The organism is Rhodococcus ruber NBRC 15591 (assembly GCF_001894945.1).
Classification (GTDB): domain Bacteria; phylum Actinomycetota; class Actinomycetes; order Mycobacteriales; family Mycobacteriaceae; genus Rhodococcus; species Rhodococcus ruber.
On sequence record NZ_BCXE01000020.1, the window covers coordinates 108,147 to 127,087 of the forward strand.

The window sequence follows — 18,941 nt, forward strand, 5'->3', positions numbered from 1 at the left end:
TCGAGCGGAAGTATCGCCGAGTCCGACGAGGTGAGCGGCACATTCGCTCGGCTCGGTGGGCGGCCCGGGAGACGACCGACCGGGCTACGCGGCCGGTTCGGGGTGAGCCGGATCCAGGTGCAGCAGGACCTGCGTCGCCACCCGGGCCCCGCCCAGGGCGCGGGCGGCCCGCTCGGCGGTTTCCTCGGCACGGGCGGTGAAGTCGGCGACGTCGATGTTCGGGTCCGCGTACACCGTGATCGACAGGGTCGGCAAGTGGCGTTCGACGACGGCCCGGCTGCGGGTGGCCCGCACACCGGGCAGGGCCGCCAGTTCGCCGGCGACACCGTCGGCCACCGGTCCGAGTTCCACGGCCAGAGTGGCCTCGGTGACCTCGTCGTACAGCTGCACCCGCGACGTCCGGCGCCGGGAGAAGTTGACCGCCAGGAGCACGATCCCGATCGTCACGCCCACGGCCACGGCGGTCCACAGCGCCCCCTCCCACCAGGACTGGTCGGGGACGTCGATGATGCGGGGGCGGTCCAGGCGGGCCAGCCATTCGCGGGCGAAACGCACCTGCCAGACCCAGGCCAGGGCGAACGCCCCGGCGCCGAGCAGCGCGGCGCCCACGGCGAACGTGAGCAAGCGGTTGACCAGGACGGTGCGCAGCTTCATCGTGCCGTCCTCGGTCGGTGCACCTGCACCACGAGCGTGATCGGCTCGGCGAGCAGTGCCAGGTTCGGGGCCACCGCGCCCCGGACCGCGGCGACCAGATCGGCGGTCGACTCCTCACCCGACCCCACGATGCTGACCAGCGCGCGACGGCGATCGACGACGGTGCGGGCCGTGTGCACTCCGGGCAGTGTCGACGCGTGGGCGCTGCACATCCGGGCCAGGTCGGTTCGGCGCATCCACACCGTGGGGACCGGTCCGGAGACCTGCAGCGGCACGTGCGTGCGGCGACGCGGCTTGACGGCCACCACCACGAGCACGACCCCCAGCAGGACCAGGGTCGCGGCGACGGGTGCGATCCAGCTCTGCCAGTGCAGCCGGCCGAACCACTCGAAGGAGTTGCGCAGCCACGGTGCGCCCGCGTACGTGCCGCGGACGATGAGCAGTTCCCGGGCCGCGGCGAACGCGAGCGCGAGTGCCCCCACGGCGATGAGCGCGGCCGCCGGCGCCGCGGCCGGGTGGGCGAGGGGCGGCAACGGCGCGACGACCGGGACCGGAGCCCGGTACTCGGTCCGGGCGACGATGTCGGCCTCGGTGTACTCGACCGGCACCGACGGTTCGTTGCGCTCGGCCGGCTCCGCGACGGACGTCGCGGCGACGAGGACGTTGAGTTCGTGCACCGGCAGACCGGTCAGCTCGTGGAGTTGACGGTCGACGGCGTCGTGCACCCGCCGGGTGAGGGCGGCGGCGTCGTAGGGCCATTCGGCCGCGATGTACAGGTTGACCGCGACGGCGCCGCCGCCGGTGGTGACGTCGGCGCGGGGCAGGTCCCGCCCGGTGAACAGGCTGAGTCCGCCGCGCTGGCGGGTCACCCCGGGCACCTGGAGTGCGGCGGCCGCGGCGATCCGCTCGACGGCGCGGTCCTTGATCACCAGCTGTCCGCGGTGCCCGACGGGGTCGACCGTCTCGGGGGCGACGGCGTCGGCGCCGGCCCGGGACGGCAGGGTCTCCGGCTCGGTGGGCGTGGAGTCAGCCACGGCCCCGGCTCCGCAGCAGGGCGCCCAGGTCGAGGAGGCCGTCCCGGTGGGCGCCGATCACCATGCCGAGGGCGCCGAGCAGGATGCCGAACAGCAGACCGCTGAAGCCGCCGAGGATGCCGGCGAGGGCGAGGAGCAGGCCCGCCAGGAGTCCGACGGCGGTGTTGCTGACAGGGGTGTGGTTCATGGGGTCACCTCACTGGTCGGGTGCTCACCGTCGGGCGACGGGATCCGCAGGTCTTCGATGGTCACGTCGACGGGGACGCCGACCAGCGGCCCGAGCCGGTCCCGGACCGCGGCCGCGACGGCGTACAGGTCGGCCGGGTACTCGACGACGATGTGGACCGCGCACGTGTCCGCACCGAGGCGGATCCCGGTGACACGCCGGCCCGGCAGATATGTCGCGACCTCGCCGAAGGCTCCGCCGTGCAGGTCGGCGACGCCGGGCACCTCGAGGGCGGCGGCCGCGGCCAGTTCTGCGGGCTCGGCGGGAGTGGTCACTGGACGCGGGGTTTCAGGTCGTCGGCGACGCCCGTGGCCTCGTCGAACAGCACGACGTCGAAGACGGTGATGTTGACTTCGGTGACCTCGAGGCCGGTCATCCGTTCGACGGCGGCGATCACGTTGTGGCGGATCGCGACCGCGAGTTCGTGCAGGGCCACGCCGTATTCGGCGACGATGCCGATGTCGATCGCGGCCTGTTTCTCCCCGACCTCCACGGCGACGCCCTGGCCGTGGTTGATCCGCGCGCCGGGGATGCGGTCCCGCAGCGCCCCGACCACTCGTGCGGTGCCGGCGCCGACGTCGTAGACACCGCTGATCTCGCGGGTCGCGATTCCGGCGATCTTCGCCACGACCGCGTCGGCGATGATGGTGCGCCCCTGGGTGTCGACCGGCCCCGGAGCGATTCCGCTGCCGAACTGCACGCGGCTGATGCCTGCGCCGCTGTCGCTGGTCATGGGGGCTCCTCGTCGGCCTGCCGGATGAAGTTCTGTCCCTTCCGACTCTAGTAACTCCCGGCGGGTACGGGGTGCGCGGCTCGCGCGAAGGACGCCCTGTCCGGGAATCCCCGGATTTGGTAAAACAGTTGCACGGATTGTGGTGGCGTGGGTCACTGCCGGAGGAGAGGGCGCAGCGGGTGGGTGTGACGGGAGTACAGCGGATCGTCGTGGTCGGGGCCGGACTGGCGGGGGTGCGCGCCGCCGAGGAACTGCGTCGCGGCGAATTCGACGGGGAGATCGTCCTGATCGGCGACGAACCGCACCTGCCCTACGACCGGCCGCCGCTGTCGAAGGAGGTCGTCCGGGGCGGCACCGACGACACCACGCTGCGGCCCCGGGAGTTCTTCGACGAACAGCGCATCGAGCTGCGGCTGGGCGTGCGGGCGCGGGAGCTCGACCCCGCGACCCGCACCCTCGCCCTGTCCGACGGGCAGAGCGTCGGCTTCGACGAGCTGATCATCGCCACCGGACTGCGGCCGAGGCCGCTGCCCGGCACGGACGGGCTCGCCGGAGTGCACGTGCTGCGGTCGTTGGACGACAGCCGGGCCCTGCGCGCGGGGATCGTCCCGGGCGGGCGGGCGCTGATCGTCGGCGCGGGGTTCATCGGGTGCGAGGTCGCGGCGAGCCTGCGGGGGCGGGGCATGGACGTGGTGCTGGTCGAGCCGCAGGCCACCCCGCTCGCGTCCGTGCTCGGCGAGCGGGTGGGCGCGCTGGTCGCCCGGCTGCACACCGAGGAGGGCGTCGAGGTCCGCACGGGCGTCGGGGTGCGGGAAGTACGCGGCGACGGCCGGGTCACCGGGGCAGTCCTCGGTGACGGCACCGAACTCGACGTGGACGTGGTCGTCGTCGGTATCGGCTCGGTGCCGGTCACCGACTGGCTCGACGGTTCGGGCGTGCGCGTGGACGACGGGGTGGTGTGCGACGGCGTGGGCCGCACGTCCGTCCCGCACGTGTGGGCGGTCGGCGACGTCGCGGCATGGGAGGTCTCGGACGGCCGCCGCGCGCGGCTCGAGCACTGGACGAACGCCGGTGAGCAGGCGAAGGTGCTCGCCGGCGCGCTGCTCGGCTCCGGTGTCGATCCGGTCGCGCAGGTGCCGTACTTCTGGAGCGATCAGTACGACGTGAAGATCCAGGCGCTCGGAGCGATCCGGGCCGACGACACCGTGCACGTGGTGCGCGACGACGGCCGCAAGTTCCTCGCCTACTACGAACGCGACGGCCGTCTCACGGGGGTGGTCGGCGCGGGACTGCCCGGGCAGGTGATGAAGATGCGCGGGAAGATCGCCGCGGGCGCACCGATCACGGAGATCCTCGCGCCCACGTCGTAGCCGCCGCGTCGGCGAACGCTAGATTCGTAGGGTGATCGTTGCGCTCATCGACTCGGGTCTCGGCCTGCTGCCGACGTCTGCCTGGCTGCGCCGATTGCGTCCCGAGCTGGACCTGATGCTGTCGATGGATCCGGACGGCGCCCCGTGGGGCCCGAAGCCCGGGGACTGGGTGATCGACCGGGTCGTGCGCACCGCGGAGCGGGCCGTGACCCGGGGTGCCGAGGTGGTCGTCCTGCCGTGCAACACGGCCTCGGTGACCGCGCTCGAGCATGTGCGCGAGGCCCTCGGCGACGAGATCCCGGTGATCGGAACCGTGCCGGCGATCAAGCCGGCCGCCGCGGCGTGCGAGTCGGTGGCGATCTGGGCCACCGCCGCGACCACCGCCAGCCGATACCAGGCCGACCTCGTCGCCCGGTTCGCCGGCGACCGCACGGTGGTGGGGGTGGCCTGTCACGGGCTCGCCGACGCCATCGACCGCGGCGACACCACCGCCGCGGCCACGGCCATCGCGGCGGCGGCGCAGCGCACCCCGCCCGACGTGGGTGGTGTCGTCCTCGGCTGTACCCACTACCCCCTTGTCGCCGACGTCATCGCCGCGCACCTACCGCCCGGGGTACGGCTGTTCGACAGCGCCGAAGCGGTGGCGGCGCAGACGCTGCGGCGCATCGACGCCCTCGGCCGGCCGTGGGCGGGCAGCGGGCGGGTCGAGGTGTTCCTGAGCGGCAGGCCCGGCGAGCTGCCCCCCGGCGCCCTCGGCTACCCGGCGGGCCGGCGGCTCGTCGACGGCATCGGCGACCCGACCGCGGGGCTGCCCGGCGACGAGGCTCCACGCGCCGAGACGCGCTGACCGGCCGTCCCGCTCAGCCCATCCCGGTCATGCCCGCGGCGACGAGGCGCGCGACGCCCCAGAGCTCGTCGGGGGAGGTGCCGTCGAGACCGAACAGCCGGTCGACCGTGGCAGCGGAGAACATGGCCGACACCCACGTCGTCGCGCAGGCCCGCAGGGTGCCCGGTTGTATCGGGCCGGGCACGCTGGCCTGCAGGACCCGCATGGTGGCCTCCTGGAGGGAGGTCCGCAGCCGGCGCAGCGGGACGCGCAGTCCGGGGTGGCTCTCGGCCTCACGCCAGATCACCCGGAGCAGCGAGGAGTGGTGGGTACGCAGGTCGAGGGCGGCGTCGAGGTTGACGAGACTGGCCGCCGGGTCGCCGGGGGAGACGAGGCCGGTGACGTCCTGGATCGGTTCGGCGGGCAGCCGCTCGGCAACGAGTGTCTCGAGGATCGACTCCTTGGTGGGGAAGTAGTAGAAGATCAGTCCCTTGGGTACATCCGCGGCGACGGCGATCGCCGTCGTCGAGGTGGCGTCGAAGCCGTGGGCGGCGAAGAGGGTTTCGGCGGCGTCGAGGATGTGCACGCGCGCGGCGTTGTCCCGCCGGGCGCGACGGCGCGGCGGTTTCGAGCCCGGGGTGCTCATGGCGTTCACCTCCGGGGGCACGGGCGGGAATGTGACGGCGCCAGGGGCGTGGGCGGACGGCCGGCATGCCGGCCGTCCGCGGGGTGTGTGACGCGGGGTGTGTGATCAGTGGTGCGTGGCCAGTCCGCCGTGTCCGTGCATCCGGGCGTTCATCGCGGGCAGCGCTGCTACCGCGACGACCACGGTGAGCACGCCCACCACCCAGGCCGTCCAGGATGCACCGCTGTACTCGGTGTAGCCCATGACCCAGGGGGACAGGAACAACAGCACGCCGAGCACACCCATCGCGTAGTCGATCGCTGCCATCGTGGGCCGGACGATCTGCGCGAGTCCGGTCAGCGCGATCAGCACGCCGAGAACGACGAGGGTCCACGTCGTCGTGGTGTCGGTGGTGACCCACAGGGGGGACAGGGCGGTGAAGACGCCCAGGATCACGGCCACGTAGTCCTGTAGCCGGCTGTCGGAGAACATGTCGAGCCTCCTCGTGCGTATCGGGTCCTGCCTTCGGTATAGACCTGATCGACCGGTCGGTCAACGGCCGGGACGTTGCACTGCGATAACACTCGAGCGCAGGTGAGAGGCGGTTTTTACCGGGAAGTGACCGGGCGGGGAATGATCGCCGAGGGCGGCATGTTCCACTAGTTCGTTGCCTTGGTCAACGAACTGTCGACCGTTCCCACGAGTTCCGAGGAGGTCCGATGCCGGAGTCGACGCCGGGTCGCTCCCTGCCACGCCGTCACGGTTTCCTGGCGGTCGGCACGGCCAGCTTCCTGCTCACCGCGTCGTCGTCCGCTCCCTCCCCGCTCTACCCGCTGTACCAGCAGCAGTGGGGCTTCTCGCCGGGGATGCTGACCGCCGTCTTCGCCGTGTACGCCCTGGCCCTGCTCGCCACCCTGCTGACGATCGGCTCGATCTCCGATCACGTCGGCCGCCGGCCCGTGCTGATCGGGGCGCTGCTGCTGCTCGTGGTGAGCATGGGCGTGTTCGTCCTCGCCGACGACGTGGGCTGGCTCGTCCTGGCCCGGGTGCTGCAAGGCCTCGCGGTCGGGGCCGCCACCGGTGCCGTGAGCGCCGCCGTGATCGACCTGCAACCGAGCCCCCGGCTCGGATCCTTCGTCAACAGTGTCGCGCCGTCGCTCGGGCTCGCCCTCGGTGCGGCCGGGGCGGGGCTGCTCGTGCAGTTCGCGCCCTTTCCCACCGTGCTGGTCTACGTCCTCGTCGTCGTGATCGCGCTGTCGCTGGCCGTCGTGCTCGTCTTCGTCCCCGACCGGGTGCCCGCGCCGGGCTTCGCGTCCCGCGGGGCCGCGCTGCGCAGCCTGCTGCCGAGCGCGTCCGTGCCGGCCGGGGTGCGGGGCCCGTACCTGGTGATCCTGCCGGGCCTGCTGTCGGCGTGGTCGCTCGGCGGGCTCTACATGTCCCTCGGGCCGTCGATCGTGGGTACGGTCTTCGGGATCGGCAACCGCCTCGTCGCCGGTCTGGCGATCTGCACGCTCTTCGCCTCCGGTTCGGTGGCGGCGACGATGCTGCGCGGCTTCGATCCGCGGCGCGTCGTCGTCGCGGGGACCGTGATCCTGGCCGCCGGCGTGGGCGTCGTCGTGACCGCCGTGCTCGGCGGGTGGGCCGTCGCCTACTTCGCCGGTACCGCCGTCGCGGGCTTCGGCTGGGGCGCGGCGTTCCTGGGAGCGATGAACGTCATCGGCGCCCTTGCGGCGCCACACGAGCGCGGGCGCCTGTTCGCCACCACGTTCGTCGTCTGCTACCTCGCGTTCTCCGTGCCGGCGGTGATCGCGGGCCTCGCGGCCGGCGTGTACGGGCTCACCGCGACGACGCTGGGCTACGGCGGCGCCGTGATCGTGCTCGCGCTCGGCGCCGGGGCGGGTGTGGCGCTGCGCGGCCCACGAAAGCCGGGCGTCCACCGGGTGGAGACGCCGGTCCTCGTCCGCTGAGACGAGGACCGGCGACGTCTCAGAAGACGATCTTGACGGTGTCCGTCACCGGGCGGGCCTGGCAGCCGAGGACGTAGCCTGCCTCGATGTCCTCGGGGTCGAGGATCTCGCAGTGCTCCATCTCGACCTTGCCGTCGAGGACGGTGCACGCACACGAGCCGCACTCGCCTTCCTGGCAGGAGTAGGGCACGTCGAGTCCCTTGGAGAGCATGATGTCGACGAGGGTCTGCGAGCGCGGCCACGGAATCGTGTGGGTTTCCCCGTCCAGCTCGACCTCCACCGTCGCGGCGTCGGCCGCCTCCTCGTCGCTCACCTCGAGGGGCGTGTGGTCGGCGAACGGGTCTCCCGCGAGGGAGTTGAACACCTCCGCGTGCACCTGCGTGCGCGGCATGCCCGCGATCTGCAGCGCCCGGTGCACGGCATCCATGAACGGGCCGGGGCCGCACATGAACGCCTCGTGGCTGCTGAACGGAGCCGCCAGGGTGGCGAGCTGCTCGGCGGACGGCAGGCCCTGCACGGACTCGAGCCAGTGCACGACGGTCAGGCGGGTCGGGTACTTATCGGCCAGGGCGCGCAGCTCCTCGGCGAAGATGACCGACGCCTCGTCGCGGTTGGCGTAGACCAGCACGACCTTCCCGGAGCCCTGGGTCAGGGCCGACTTGAGGATCGAGACGACCGGGGTGATGCCGCTGCCCGCGCCGAACAGCAGGAAGTCGTGGTCGAGCGACTTCGGGGTGAAGACGCCCGACGGCGGCAGGACCTCGATGCGGTCGCCGGCGGAGATCCGGTCGCACAGCCAGTTGGACCCGTAGCCGTCGACGGTCCGCTTGACCGTGACCTTGGGGGCGTCGTCGGTGTACGGGGAGCTGGCCAGCGAGTAGCAGCGGGCCACGGAGCCGGTCTGCTCGCTCGGAATGCGCAGGGTCAGGAACTGTCCGGGCTTGTACGCGAACTTGTCCTGGAGCTCGGCCGGCACGTCGAAGACGATCGAGCGCGAGTCCGGCGTCTCCTCGATGACTGCGGAGACGGTCAGGATCGCGGATCGCGAGCCGTGCGGCACCTCGACTGTCGTCATGGCCAGGTCGGTCCTTCCGTGGTGCGGGTGAAGCAATCTAGAACGCGTTCTAGTTCCAGGTTATCAGCAACACGACGCTACCGGGACGGGGCGCGTCGGCCTGCGGTCGGCTCCCGATCAGCGGGAACGGACCCCTGCCCGATCGGGCAGGCCGCCCCGCTCGACCGGACGGCTTCGGTGCCGCGACCGGACGGTTCGGGCCCGAAGGCCTTTCCGTGGGCGTGATCGAGACCGAAGGTGGAGAAGCGAAGAGACGCCGGTCACACCGGACGCCGCATTCGAACCACCACTTCCGGCCGACACATCAGGAGAGACGCGATGGCCATCGAACTCAACCAGATCTGGGACTTCCCCATCAAGGAGTTCCACCCCTTCCCGCGGGCACTGATGGGTGTCGGTGCCCACGACATCATCGGTGTCGAGGCGAAGAACCTGGGCTTCAAGCGCACCCTGCTGATGACGACCGGTCTGCGCGGTTCGGGCATCATCGAAGAGCTGATCGGCAAGATCGAGTACCAGGGTGTCGAGGTCGTCCTGTACGACAAGGTCGAGTCCAACCCCAAGGACTACAACGTCATGGAGGCCGCCGCCCTCTACCAGCAGGAGAAGTGCGACTCCATCATCTCCGTCGGCGGCGGCTCGAGCCACGACGCCGCCAAGGGCGCCCGCGTCGTCATCGCCCACGACGGCCGCAACATCAACGAGTTCGAGGGCTTCGCCAAGTCCACCAACAAGGAGAACCCGCCGCACATCGCCGTCTCCACCACCGCCGGCACCGGCTCGGAGACCTCCTGGGCCTACGTCATCACCGACACCTCCGACATGGACCACCCGCACAAGTGGGTCGGCTTCGACGAAGCCACGATCGTCACCCTCGCCATCGACGACCCGCTGCTGTACTACACCTGCCCGCAGCACTTCACCGCGTACTGCGGCTTCGACGTCCTCGCCCACGGTTCCGAGCCGTACGTCTCGCGGCTGGACTTCGCCCCGTCGCTCGGCAACGCCCTGTACTCGATCGAGCTCGTCGCCAAGCACCTGCGTGAGGCCACCTTCGAGCCGCGCAACCTCAAGGCACGCGAGGGCATGATGAACGCCCAGTACATCGCCGCGCAGGCCTTCAACTCGGGCGGCCTGGGCATCGTCCACTCCATCTCGCACGCCACGTCGGCCTTCTTCGACAGCCACCACGGCCTCAACAACGCGATCGCGCTGCCCCGTGTCTGGGAGTACAACCTCCCGTCGCGCTACGAGCACTACGCCCGCATCGCCACCGCGATGGGTGTCGACACCCGCAACATGACCACCGTCCAGGCCGCGGACGCCGCGGTCGAGGCCGCCATCCGGCTCGCCAAGGACGTCGGCATCCCCGACAACTTCGGCCAGGTGCGCGTCGACTCGTACGAGAAGAACCGGATGAACACCGGCAAGTACGCCGGCCGCGGCGACGTCATCAAGGGTGACGAGAAGACCGTGCGCGCCATCTCCGAGCACATCCAGGGCGACTGGTGCACGCCGGGCAACCCGCGCGAGGTGACGGTCGAGTCGATGATCCCCGTCGTCGACCACTGCATCAACCGGTCCTACTGACCCACCGCCCGACCGATCCGTGTCCGGGGCGGGGCCACCCGCCCCGGACACACCCACCTCGAGTGCCGACGACACAGGAGCACCGATGACCAGCTTCACCAGCGGACCGGAACTCGCCGACGCGCTGCGCCGCCACGACTACATCGCCGACGACGAGTTCGCGGTCGTCGTCCACCTCGCCACCGCGCTCGAGCGGCCGCTGCTGCTCGAGGGCCCGGCCGGCGTCGGCAAGACCGAACTGGCCAAGGCGCTCGCCGCCGTCGGCGGACGCAAGCTGGTACGGCTGCAGTGCTACGAGGGTCTCGACGACAGCCGGGCGCTGTACGAGTGGGACTACGCCAAGCAACTGCTGCACGTGCAGATGCTGCGGGACCGCATCGGCGAACAGCTCGCCGCCTACCCCGACGTCGCCGACGCGTCCCGCTTCCTCGCCGCGCAGGACTTCGGCCTGTACTCCGAGACGTTCCTGGCCGTGCGTCCCCTGCTCGAGGCGATCCTGTCTCCGGAGCCGGTGGTGCTCCTCGTCGACGAGGTGGACCGCACCGAGGAATCCATGGAGGCGTTGCTGCTCGAGGTCCTCGCCGAGCGGCAGGTCACCATTCCCGAGGTGGGTACCTTCACGGCCCGGTCCGCGCCGTGGGTGATCCTGACCTCCAACGACACCCGCGAACTCTCGCCCGCCCTCAAGCGCCGCTGCCTGCACTACCACGTCGGCTACCCCACCCCCGAGCGCGAACGCGAGATCGTCACCGCCCGGGCCCCCGAGGTCGACACCGTGACCGCCGGCGAGGTCGTGGACCTGGCCCGCACCCTGCGGGAGCTGCCGTTGCGCAAGAGCCCGTCCATCTCGGAGGTCATCGACGCCGCGCGCGCCGCGACCGTGCTGCGGCGCGGCGGCGGCGACCACACGATCCGGGACATCCTGCTCGCCGCGCTGCTCAAGTACACCGGCGACGCCGACCTGGTCCGCGCCCGGCTCGGCGGTGACGCCCCACCAGCTGCACCGACGACCACCGCACCGACGACCACCGCACCGACGACCACCGCACCGACGACCGCCGAACCTGCGGGGGAGCGACCCGAGCGGGCCACGGTCGCCTCCCGGCCGGCCAACACCACCACCGCGGTGTTCCGCGGGCGCGGCGGCGGCGGTGTCGGCATCGGCGCGCGGCGGTGACCCGATGCCGGTGACACCGCTCGCGACGACGCCCGTGACACCGCTCGCGGCGATGCACCCCTCGTACCCTCTCGACGTGGTGGCCGCCGTCTTCGGCCGCCTGCTGCGGCGGCACGGGGTGTCCGCCTCGCCCGCCGAGACCATCGAGGTCCGCCGCGTGCTCGGGCTCGTCGGTGCCCGCGACCGCGACGTGCTGCGAGCCTGCCTGCGCGCGGTGTGCGCGAAGTACCCGCACGAGCAGGCCGGTTTCGACCGCGCCTTCGACGCGCTGTTCGCCGCGGCGGACGCGGCCGGCGTGACGGACGGGAAGTCCTCGCCGCGAGCGCAATTCGCCGAGTCCCTGCCGACCGCGCTCGAGCTCGACGACGATCCGCAGGTCGCGCGCTACGCCGAGTACAACGAGCGTGCCGCGGAGGTCGGCGACCACTTCGACACCCCGGAGGCGGACAAGGGCTTCAATCCCCACAAGGACGACGACGACGTCTCGATGACCTCGTCCGACGCGGCACTGTCGGTCGACACGGGCGCCGACTCGGGCCGGCGCGGGGTCACCTACACCGTCGACGTGGATCGGGCCGGGACCGCAGCGGTCGGCGAGCTGGCCGCGAACCCGGGTGCCGCCGTCGTCGGGTCGCTGTCGTGGGACGATCCCGAATCCATCCTCGCGTGGCTCGACGCCTACGACCCGCGCCGCGTCTACGGCGACGACCACGCAGACGAACCCCTCAGCGCGGCACAACTGAACCGGCTCGTCGAGGCCGTCGAGGCGTTCGTCGCGGCGCTGTCGCAGGCCGGGCTCGGTGGTCCGCTGCCGGACGGTGAGCCCGATGCCCCCGACACCGCCGGAGACGTCGCGTCCCGGGCCGAGATCGAGCTGGCGTGCCACGAGGTGCTGCGCCGCATGCGCGGCCCGGCGCGGCCGGTGCCGCGCGAGCTGACCCGCGGCCGGCTCGACATGCGTCGCACGGCGCGTGCCGGGATGCGCACCGAGGGGGTGCCGTTCCACCTGATCGTGCGTGCCCCGCGTCCCGACCGGGTCCGGTTGCTGATCCTCGCCGACGTGTCCCTGTCGGTGCGCCCGATCACCGCGTTCACCCTGCGCCTGGCGCAGGCCATGCACGGCCGGGCCCACCGCTGCCGCGTCCTGGCGTTCGTCGACCGGCCCGTCGATGTGACGCGGGAACTGCTGGCCGCCACGGGCGACGGCGCCCTCGCGGCCGTGCTGGCGCATCCCGGCCTCGACCTCGAGGCGAGCAGTGACTACGGCCGGGTGCTCGACGAACTGCTCACCGAGCACGCGGGCATCGTCGACTCGCGCACCAGTGTGCTCGTCGTCGGCGACGGGCGCTGCAACGGCCTGCCCGCCCGCGTCGACCGGCTCGCCGACCTGCGTCGTCGCGTGCACCGGCTCGCCTGGATCACCCCGGAGCCCCAGCGCTACTGGGCGCAGGCGACGTGCGCGATGCCCGAGTACGCCGAGGAGTGCGATCGCGTCGTCGTCGCCCGGGACGCCGCCCAGCTGCTGTCGCGGGCGGCGGAACTCGGGCACGCACTGCGTTGAGCGTGTGCACCCGTCCGGCTCCGGCGGGGCAACGGCCGGTGGTTACTATGGACCGGTAAATACCCCCCGGGGTGTGTGTGCGCCGTCCGCCCACGCCACCGCCGGCGGGCCGGCCGCCGTACGGGAGAGTGCTCCGGCACACGGGCATCCCGGGCGCAGTTGAGGAAGACGACGATGCAGTTCGCGAAGAAGCACTATTCGATCCGTGAGGCCTACTGGATCTTCTACCGGGGCGTTCGATCGATGAAGCACCTGATCGGCGCCAGGAAGCGCGCCGAGTTGAGCCCCGAGTTCGTCGAACGGATCATGCTGGCGGTGACCGAGGTGAACGGCTGCGGCGCCTGCTCCTACGCCCACACGAAGATCGCTCTCGGGGCCGGAATGAGCAGCGCCGAGATCCGGAACATCCTGGCCGGGGTCCTCGACGACGTTCCCGACTCCGAGGTCGCTGCGGTTCTTTTCGCCCAGCACTATGCCGACACCCGGGGCAACCCCACGGCCGAGGCGTGGGATCGCCTCGTGGACGTGTACGGGAAGTCCGCCGCCGAGGGGATCCTCGGAGCGATACGGGCCATCATGGTCGGCAACGTCCACGGAATCGCGTGGACCGCGCTGCGCGGCCGGTTGAACGGGAGCCCGGATCCGCGCAGCAGCGTGGCGTACGAGGTCGCCATGTTGCTGATCGTCCTGGCGTTCTTGCCGATGTCCGTCGTGCACGCTTCGATCTCCGGCGTGCGCGGTGCGCCGCTCGTGGAGTTCGACAGGTGGGCCGGCGACCGGGTCAGGGGTCGCGCTTCGTGAGCCGGACCCGGTCGGGGCGGAAGTGCTCGAGGGCCTCGTCGTAATTTGCGCGTGCGAGCCGTTCCGACGTCCATCCCTGCGAGATCCACCGGTCCACGCCGAGCGGGTACCGGATCTCGACCCGGTGGGTGCCGCGGATCGCCGTGCGGCCCTCCGCGTCTTCCCGCGCCCGGACGTATGCGGCGAACTCACTGCCCAGCACCAAGGTGCGGTTGGGGCGTTCGATGACCGGATCCCCGACCCGCCGGTCGGAGTGGAGCGCCCGGTACGCCGAGTCGAGCGCCGCGGCCTCGTTGTCGTGGACGTGCCACGTGACGCCGTCCACCTCGTGCCACCACACGATCCATCGGTCGTCGATGATGCTCTCCCAGGGTCGTTTCCGCCGGTGCGCAGCCTGCTTCCTGCGTATCCGGTCCACCCCTGCGACGTGCATCCTATATGTCCCGTTTTCGGGGAGGCCGCGGTGGTGGCATTCACTTCGTATTCACCCCGCGGCCGGCTCGCGGAGGCCCGGCCACACTCGGACCTACCTACCCGATCGGGCAGGTATCGCCCCTGCCGTTCGGTCCGGTGCCGACCCGTCGTGGAGGGGCTAGGCTCGGAAGCCACGTAAGCTGGATCACAGCAGTCGGGATCGTCAGGAGTGTGCAGTGGCCGTCGCATCGGAGCACACCGCGACGACGCTGGCCAAGTTCCACGCCCCGGAGATCGTGTTCGGGATCGGATCGCTGGTCGAAGCGGCGCACGCGGCGGTTCGGCTCGGCGCGGTCCGGCCCCTCCTGGTCACCGACCCGGGGCTGATCGAGGCCGGCTGGGTCGACGAGCTGCGCGGTCATCTCGTCGAGCAGGGCCTCACGCCGATCGTGTGGGGTGATCTCACCCCCAACCCCAAGGACCACGAGGTCACCGCCGGACACGAGACGTACCGCGTCCACGGCTGCGACGTGCTCGTCGCGCTCGGTGGCGGCTCGGTGATCGACGCCGCCAAGGGCATCGCGGTGCTCGCCGCCAACGGCGGCAGCATCCTCGACTACGAGGGTGTGGACCGGGCGGCCGCTCCGATCCCACCGATGGTGGTGGTGCCGTCGACGTCGGGGACGGGCGCCGACGTCTCCCAGTTCTGCGTCGTCACCGACACCGTCCGAGGCACCAAGATCACCATCATCGGTCGTTCACTCGTCCCGGACCTGACCGTGATCGACCCGCGGCTGCTGACCACCATGCCGGACGAACTGAACGCCGCGACCGGGCTGGACGCCCTGACCCACGGCGTGGAGGCGTTCGTCTCCCGCGCCCACAACCCGCTCACCGACCACCACGCCCTGCGTGCCGTCGGTCTCGTCACCGACACGCTGGTACGCACGATCGAAGACCCCCGGGAGATGGCGGCCCGATCGATCATGGCGCAGGCCAGCCTCGAGGCCGGCCTGGCGTTCACCAACGCGATCCTCGGTGCCGCGCACGCGATGAGCCACCAGGTCGGGGGTCTGCTCGACCTGCCGCACGGCGTCATCAACGGAGTGCTCCTCCCGCACGTCATCCGGTTCAACGCAGCCTCCGATCCCGAGCCGTTCGTCGCGATCGCCCGGGCGCTCGGGCTCGACGAGCACCGCGGTCCGGCCGTGGAGGCCGCACTCGCCGTCGCGGACCGGGTCGAACGGCTCGCCCGCGAGGTCGGGGTGCCGCGCGGACTGCGGGAACTCGGGGTGCAGGCGACCGACCTCGAACGTCTGGCCGCGGGCGCGCTGCGCGACGCGTGCATGTCCACCAACCCCCGCGAAGCGACGCACGAGCAGATGGTCGCGCTGTTCCGGGCGGCGTTGTGACCGCTCCCGACCTGTCGCGACTGACCGGACTGCGTTCCGGCAAACCCACGTTCTATCCCCAGTACCGCGGAGCCGCCGAACGTCTCGAGCGGGTTGTTCACGCGCTCGAGCTGATCTCGCGTGCCCTGGTACGCACCGTCGAGGGCCCCGAGACCCTGATCTGCGCCGTGGCGGAGGCCGCGCGTGCCCACCTGAGCGCCCGCTGGGTGGTCTTCGCCCTGACCGACAGGACCCTGCCCGACGCAGGGCCGCGCCGGCTGGTCCTCGGACCCGATGCCACCCCGTTCCTCGTCGACAACGTCGAAGGCCCACCCCTGCCCGACGACGTGGTGCGCTGCCTCGAGGACATCCGATCCGGCTCGATCGGCCGGGACGCCACCGTCGACACCCATCGGGCCTTCGTCCCCATCGTCCTCGACGGCGGGGTGGCGGGTGCGATCGCCGCGTGGACACCCGAACACCGCACCATCGACGGCACCGACCACGCCGTGCTGTCGATCCTCGCCAGCCAGACCGCCGTGGCCCTGCAGAATTCCGCGCTCTACCAGCGGGGCCAGCTGCTGCTCGGGCGGGCCGAGCAGGCCTACCAGGAGGCGAATCGCGCGGCGGCAGACCTGCAGGCCCGCAACGCCGAACTCGAGGCGACGTTGCGCCAGCTGGAATTGACCCAACGGCAACTCGGTGCTGCGCATCGGCACCAGGCGCTCGACGAGGAACGTCACCGCATCGCGCGGGAGCTGCACGACAGCGTCACCCAGGCCGTGCTGTCGGCCGGCATGCAGATCGAGGTGTGCCGCAGCGACATTCCCGACGCCGAGCGCGGCGAGCGTCTCGACCTGGCCAAGGAGCTCACCCGGCGCGCGGTCGAGCAGCTGCGCTCGGCGATCTACGCGCTCAACCACCCGTCCGACTCGGATCGCACGTCGCTGCCGGAGATGCTCGAACAGCTGTGCAGCGCGCACACGCCGGGCGAACTCGACATCACCGTCCGGGTGGGCGGCCCGCCGGTCGAATTGCCGGGCGAAGCCGAACATTCGCTGCTGCGCATCGCAGGGGAGGCGCTGTTCAACGCCGCGGTGCACGCCAACGCCCGGCGCGTGGTGCTGCGGCTGACCTACCGGCCGGACTCGGTGCTGTTGTCGGTCGCCGACGACGGGGACGGCGACCCGGCGCGGATGCGGCTGATGCTGCGCCTCGCCGCGGACAACGACTGGGACGGCCGCCATCGCGGGCTGGCCAACATGCAGGCCCGCGCGCACGAGCTCGGTGGCACTCTCGAGGTGCGTCGCGCCCGCCTCGGCGGGGTCCGGGTGGCGGTGCGCATCCCGGTGCCCGAACCGGCGGTCGACGCGGAGCGGGACGCCGACGAGACGACCGGAACCAGCGGGAACAGTGCGGCGCCGGCACCCGCGGCGCGGACAGGAGATCAGCGATGAACGTGGCAACCCCGGCCGGGACGGTGAATCGCACGGTCCGCATCGTCCTCGTCGACGACCACGCGATCCTGCGCCAGGGGCTGCGCTCGATACTCGAGCGGGAGCCGGACCTCGAGGTGGTCGGCGAGGCCTCGCACGAGGCCGAGGCGCTCACCCTCGTGGGCCGGGTCCGGCCCGACATCGTCCTGATGGACCTGAAGCTCTCCGCCGGGTCGGACTACGAGGGGCTGACGTTGTGCGGGCAGCTGTCGGCGGCCCACCCGGGGCTGGGTCTGCTGGTGCTCACCACGTTCCTCGACGAGCAGCTGGTCGTGCGTGCCGTGCACGCCGGGGCACGCGGGTACGTCGTGAAGGACGTCGACACGACCGAGCTGGTGCGTGCGATCCGCGCGGTGTCGCGCGGCGAGAGTGCCTTCGACTCGCGCAGCGCCGCGGCGGTGGTGCGTTCCCTCAACGGGCAGACCACGCCGCAGGAACAACTCACCGAGCGCGAACTCGAGGTGCTGCGGCTGCTCGCTGCGGGCCTGTCCAATTCCAAGATCGGTGAGCGCCTTTTCATCTCGGGCACCACGGTGAAGTTCCACGTGAGCAACATCATGCGCAAACTGAGCGTGAGCCGCCGCGCCGAGGCCGTGTACGCCGCCAGCAAGCGCGGCCTGATCTGACGCGCAGTGCGGTGACAGGCCAGACTCAGCAGGTTCCGGTGACCGGTGCTCCGTCGAACCGCTCGCCCAGGAACTCGAACGCGTCCGGCAGACCGAGCACCGCCGCCGACATGTGGTCGGGACTGGGGGTCTCGACGCGGCGCACCGGCGCGCCCGCGGCGCAGTAGCGGTCGAGCGTCGCGTCGATGGAGTCCACCGGGACGAGTGCGTCGGTGGGGCTGTGCCATTCGAACACGGGCACCGTCGGCACGCCCGGGTACAGCTCGAGGCTGTTCTCCTCCGCGACGGCGACCGCGTCGGCATCGTCGGCCAGGTGGGCATTGGTGCTCACCTGCCGCAGGCTGCCACCGGCACCGCGCGCGAGGATGTCGTTGGTGCAGGCGTCGGCCAGGGCGTCGCGCATCGCCACACCCGCAGGGGTCAGGTCGGCGCTGATCCGCATCCGTTCGGGGTACTCGCGTTCGAGACCCAGCGCGGCCGCGAACGCCAGACCGAAGGCGGGGTGCGGGTTCTCGCCGAGCGCCTCGGCCATCTTGCGGATGTTCATCGGCACCCCGCCCATCGCCGCACCCACCAGTTTCAGGTCGGGGGCGTAGGTCGGAGCCAGTGCCGCGGCCCACCCGGTGGCCATCCCGCCGCCGGAGTACCCCGCCAGCGCGACCGGGCTGTGGGCGAGCTGCAGCTCGGGTACCTGCTGCACCGCGCGGATGCCGTCGAGGGTGATCTGCCCGCCGAGGCGAGCCGCGCCGTAGGCGCTGTTCGGTCCGAGATGGTCCGGGATCGCGACCGTCCAGCCCCGCCGGAGCACCACGTTGAGGGCCGGAGCCTCCCGGACGGCGAGATCCGGGTCGCTCGTCCACAGCGTCTGCGACGGCGCGCAGTGCGTGCCGAGGGCGTTGATGACGTGCTGGAACGACAGCAGCGGACCGTCCGGAGCCTTGCCGACGGGGGCGAGGACCGTCGTCACCGCAGGGATCGGGTGGCCGGTCGAATCCGTCGACCGGAACCGCACCTGCCACGCCTCGACGTCGAGGATGCCGGGTGGTGCGGGCACGCGCCGCACCTCGAGCGCATCGCCGGCCGGTGCGTGGGTGATGTCGGCGGCCGCGCGGTAGAACGGATCGGCCGGCGGCACCGGATAGACGGGTGCGGCACCCGCGGTTCCGGTTCCGGCGACGATGGCGCACACCGCCGCCGCGCCGACCGACGCATTGCGGATTCCCCGACCGAACCGTGCGGCCACGTCCCCCACCTCTCCAGCGCACCGACCGGTGCCGTTCCTCGAAAATCAGCGATCCCGGCGAAGCCTAAACGACCGATTTGCGAGGGTTCACCCGACCCCGTGCGCTGTGCGGATCGTCGCCACACGGACCCC

General features: G+C 71.6%; 20 protein-coding genes. 10 read left to right on the forward strand and 10 right to left on the reverse strand.

Annotated features, from left to right (window positions below):
* Positions 1–84: 84 nt before the first annotated feature.
* Genes RR3_RS12750 through RR3_RS12770 form a run of 5 tightly spaced genes read right to left on the reverse strand, consistent with a single transcriptional unit; the run spans position 85 to position 2,647 of the window.
* Positions 85–654, reverse strand: a complete 570-nt coding sequence (locus RR3_RS12750; RefSeq protein WP_010591977.1) for an Asp23/Gls24 family envelope stress response protein — start codon at positions 652–654, stop codon at positions 85–87.
* Positions 651–1,688 carry a DUF6286 domain-containing Asp23/Gls24 family envelope stress response protein gene (locus RR3_RS12755; RefSeq protein WP_010591976.1) on the reverse strand — a complete coding sequence of 346 codons (1,038 nt, stop codon included), beginning with the start codon at positions 1,686–1,688 and terminating at the stop codon, positions 651–653. Before RR3_RS12755 ends, RR3_RS12750 begins: the two co-directional genes overlap by 4 nt.
* Positions 1,681–1,875 (reverse strand): hypothetical protein, encoded by a 195-nt coding sequence (locus RR3_RS12760; protein WP_017680000.1) that lies wholly within the window; start codon positions 1,873–1,875, stop codon positions 1,681–1,683. The genes RR3_RS12755 and RR3_RS12760 overlap by 8 nt, the downstream gene beginning before the upstream one ends.
* Positions 1,872–2,189: an Asp23/Gls24 family envelope stress response protein gene (locus RR3_RS12765; protein ID WP_010591974.1), complete on the reverse strand. Its 318-nt coding sequence runs from the start codon at positions 2,187–2,189 to the stop codon at positions 1,872–1,874. The genes RR3_RS12760 and RR3_RS12765 overlap by 4 nt, the downstream gene beginning before the upstream one ends.
* Positions 2,186–2,647, reverse strand: a complete 462-nt coding sequence (locus RR3_RS12770; RefSeq protein ID WP_010591973.1) for an Asp23/Gls24 family envelope stress response protein — start codon at positions 2,645–2,647, stop codon at positions 2,186–2,188. Before RR3_RS12770 ends, RR3_RS12765 begins: the two co-directional genes overlap by 4 nt.
* Before the next feature lie 179 nt (positions 2,648–2,826).
* Here RR3_RS12770 and RR3_RS12775 point away from each other — a divergent pair, with 179 nt between their 5' ends.
* Together RR3_RS12775 and RR3_RS12780 are read left to right on the forward strand one after the other, a co-directional pair.
* Positions 2,827–4,017, forward strand: a complete 1,191-nt coding sequence (locus RR3_RS12775) for an NAD(P)/FAD-dependent oxidoreductase (RefSeq protein WP_064065895.1) — start codon at positions 2,827–2,829, stop codon at positions 4,015–4,017.
* 31 nt (positions 4,018–4,048) lie between these two features.
* A complete protein-coding gene (locus RR3_RS12780) occupies positions 4,049–4,864 on the forward strand; it encodes a glutamate racemase (RefSeq protein WP_010591971.1) in 816 nt (271 codons plus the stop codon).
* Between the two features lie 13 nt (positions 4,865–4,877).
* On the opposite strand, the gene RR3_RS12785 is transcribed toward RR3_RS12780, so the two are convergent.
* Together RR3_RS12785 and RR3_RS12790 are read right to left on the reverse strand one after the other, a co-directional pair.
* Positions 4,878–5,489, reverse strand: coding sequence for a TetR/AcrR family transcriptional regulator (locus RR3_RS12785; RefSeq protein WP_010591970.1), 612 nt, complete (start codon positions 5,487–5,489; stop codon positions 4,878–4,880).
* A 105-nt stretch (positions 5,490–5,594) separates the two neighbouring features.
* Positions 5,595–5,960, reverse strand: coding sequence for an SPW repeat domain-containing protein (locus tag RR3_RS12790; RefSeq protein ID WP_010591969.1), 366 nt, complete (start codon positions 5,958–5,960; stop codon positions 5,595–5,597).
* 227 nt (positions 5,961–6,187) lie between these two features.
* On the opposite strand from RR3_RS12790, the gene RR3_RS12795 reads away from it, so the two are divergent.
* Entirely contained in the window at positions 6,188–7,435 is a 1,248-nt protein-coding gene (locus tag RR3_RS12795) for an MFS transporter (RefSeq protein WP_017679998.1), read from the forward strand.
* Positions 7,436–7,454: 19 nt separating this feature from the next.
* Here RR3_RS12795 and RR3_RS12800 read toward each other — a convergent pair whose 3' ends face one another.
* Positions 7,455–8,510 carry a ferredoxin--NADP reductase gene (locus tag RR3_RS12800; RefSeq protein WP_040272178.1) on the reverse strand — a complete coding sequence of 352 codons (1,056 nt, stop codon included), beginning with the start codon at positions 8,508–8,510 and terminating at the stop codon, positions 7,455–7,457.
* 318 nt (positions 8,511–8,828) lie between these two features.
* Between RR3_RS12800 and mdo the strand changes: the two genes are divergently transcribed.
* The 4 genes from mdo (at position 8,829) to RR3_RS12820 (ending at position 13,639) form a co-directional block, all read left to right on the forward strand.
* Entirely contained in the window at positions 8,829–10,100 is a 1,272-nt protein-coding gene (gene mdo, locus RR3_RS12805) for an NDMA-dependent methanol dehydrogenase (protein ID WP_010591966.1), read from the forward strand.
* A gap of 85 nt (positions 10,101–10,185) precedes the next feature.
* Positions 10,186–11,277 carry a MadB family AAA-type ATPase gene (locus RR3_RS12810; RefSeq protein WP_064065896.1) on the forward strand — a complete coding sequence of 364 codons (1,092 nt, stop codon included), beginning with the start codon at positions 10,186–10,188 and terminating at the stop codon, positions 11,275–11,277.
* 4 nt (positions 11,278–11,281) lie between these two features.
* On the forward strand, positions 11,282–12,838 hold the full coding sequence (gene madC / locus RR3_RS12815; protein ID WP_052455289.1) for a MadC family VWA domain-containing protein: 1,557 nt from the start codon (positions 11,282–11,284) through the stop codon (positions 12,836–12,838).
* 174 nt (positions 12,839–13,012) lie between these two features.
* On the forward strand, positions 13,013–13,639 hold the full coding sequence (locus RR3_RS12820; protein WP_017679995.1) for a carboxymuconolactone decarboxylase family protein: 627 nt from the start codon (positions 13,013–13,015) through the stop codon (positions 13,637–13,639).
* Here the strand turns inward: RR3_RS12820 and RR3_RS12825 are convergent.
* Positions 13,620–13,979: a hypothetical protein gene (locus RR3_RS12825; protein WP_234420101.1), complete on the reverse strand. Its 360-nt coding sequence runs from the start codon at positions 13,977–13,979 to the stop codon at positions 13,620–13,622. The two genes, RR3_RS12820 and RR3_RS12825, sit on opposite strands and share 20 nt — an antisense overlap.
* A gap of 310 nt (positions 13,980–14,289) precedes the next feature.
* On the opposite strand from RR3_RS12825, the gene RR3_RS12830 reads away from it, so the two are divergent.
* Genes RR3_RS12830 through RR3_RS12840 form a run of 3 tightly spaced genes read left to right on the forward strand, consistent with a single transcriptional unit; the run spans position 14,290 to position 17,566 of the window.
* Positions 14,290–15,465, forward strand: coding sequence for an iron-containing alcohol dehydrogenase (locus tag RR3_RS12830; RefSeq protein ID WP_010591962.1), 1,176 nt, complete (start codon positions 14,290–14,292; stop codon positions 15,463–15,465).
* The gene (locus RR3_RS12835; protein WP_010591961.1) at positions 15,462–16,901 is read left to right on the forward strand and encodes a MadS family sensor histidine kinase; all 1,440 of its coding nucleotides are present in this window, start codon (positions 15,462–15,464) and stop codon (positions 16,899–16,901) included. The genes RR3_RS12830 and RR3_RS12835 overlap by 4 nt, the downstream gene beginning before the upstream one ends.
* Positions 16,898–17,566 (forward strand): MadR family response regulator transcription factor, encoded by a 669-nt coding sequence (locus tag RR3_RS12840; RefSeq protein WP_010591960.1) that lies wholly within the window; start codon positions 16,898–16,900, stop codon positions 17,564–17,566. The genes RR3_RS12835 and RR3_RS12840 overlap by 4 nt, the downstream gene beginning before the upstream one ends.
* Before the next feature lie 25 nt (positions 17,567–17,591).
* Here the strand turns inward: RR3_RS12840 and RR3_RS12845 are convergent, their stop codons facing one another.
* Positions 17,592–18,809 carry a lipase family protein gene (locus tag RR3_RS12845; RefSeq protein ID WP_043804041.1) on the reverse strand — a complete coding sequence of 406 codons (1,218 nt, stop codon included), beginning with the start codon at positions 18,807–18,809 and terminating at the stop codon, positions 17,592–17,594.
* Between the last annotated feature and the right edge of the window lie 132 nt (positions 18,810–18,941).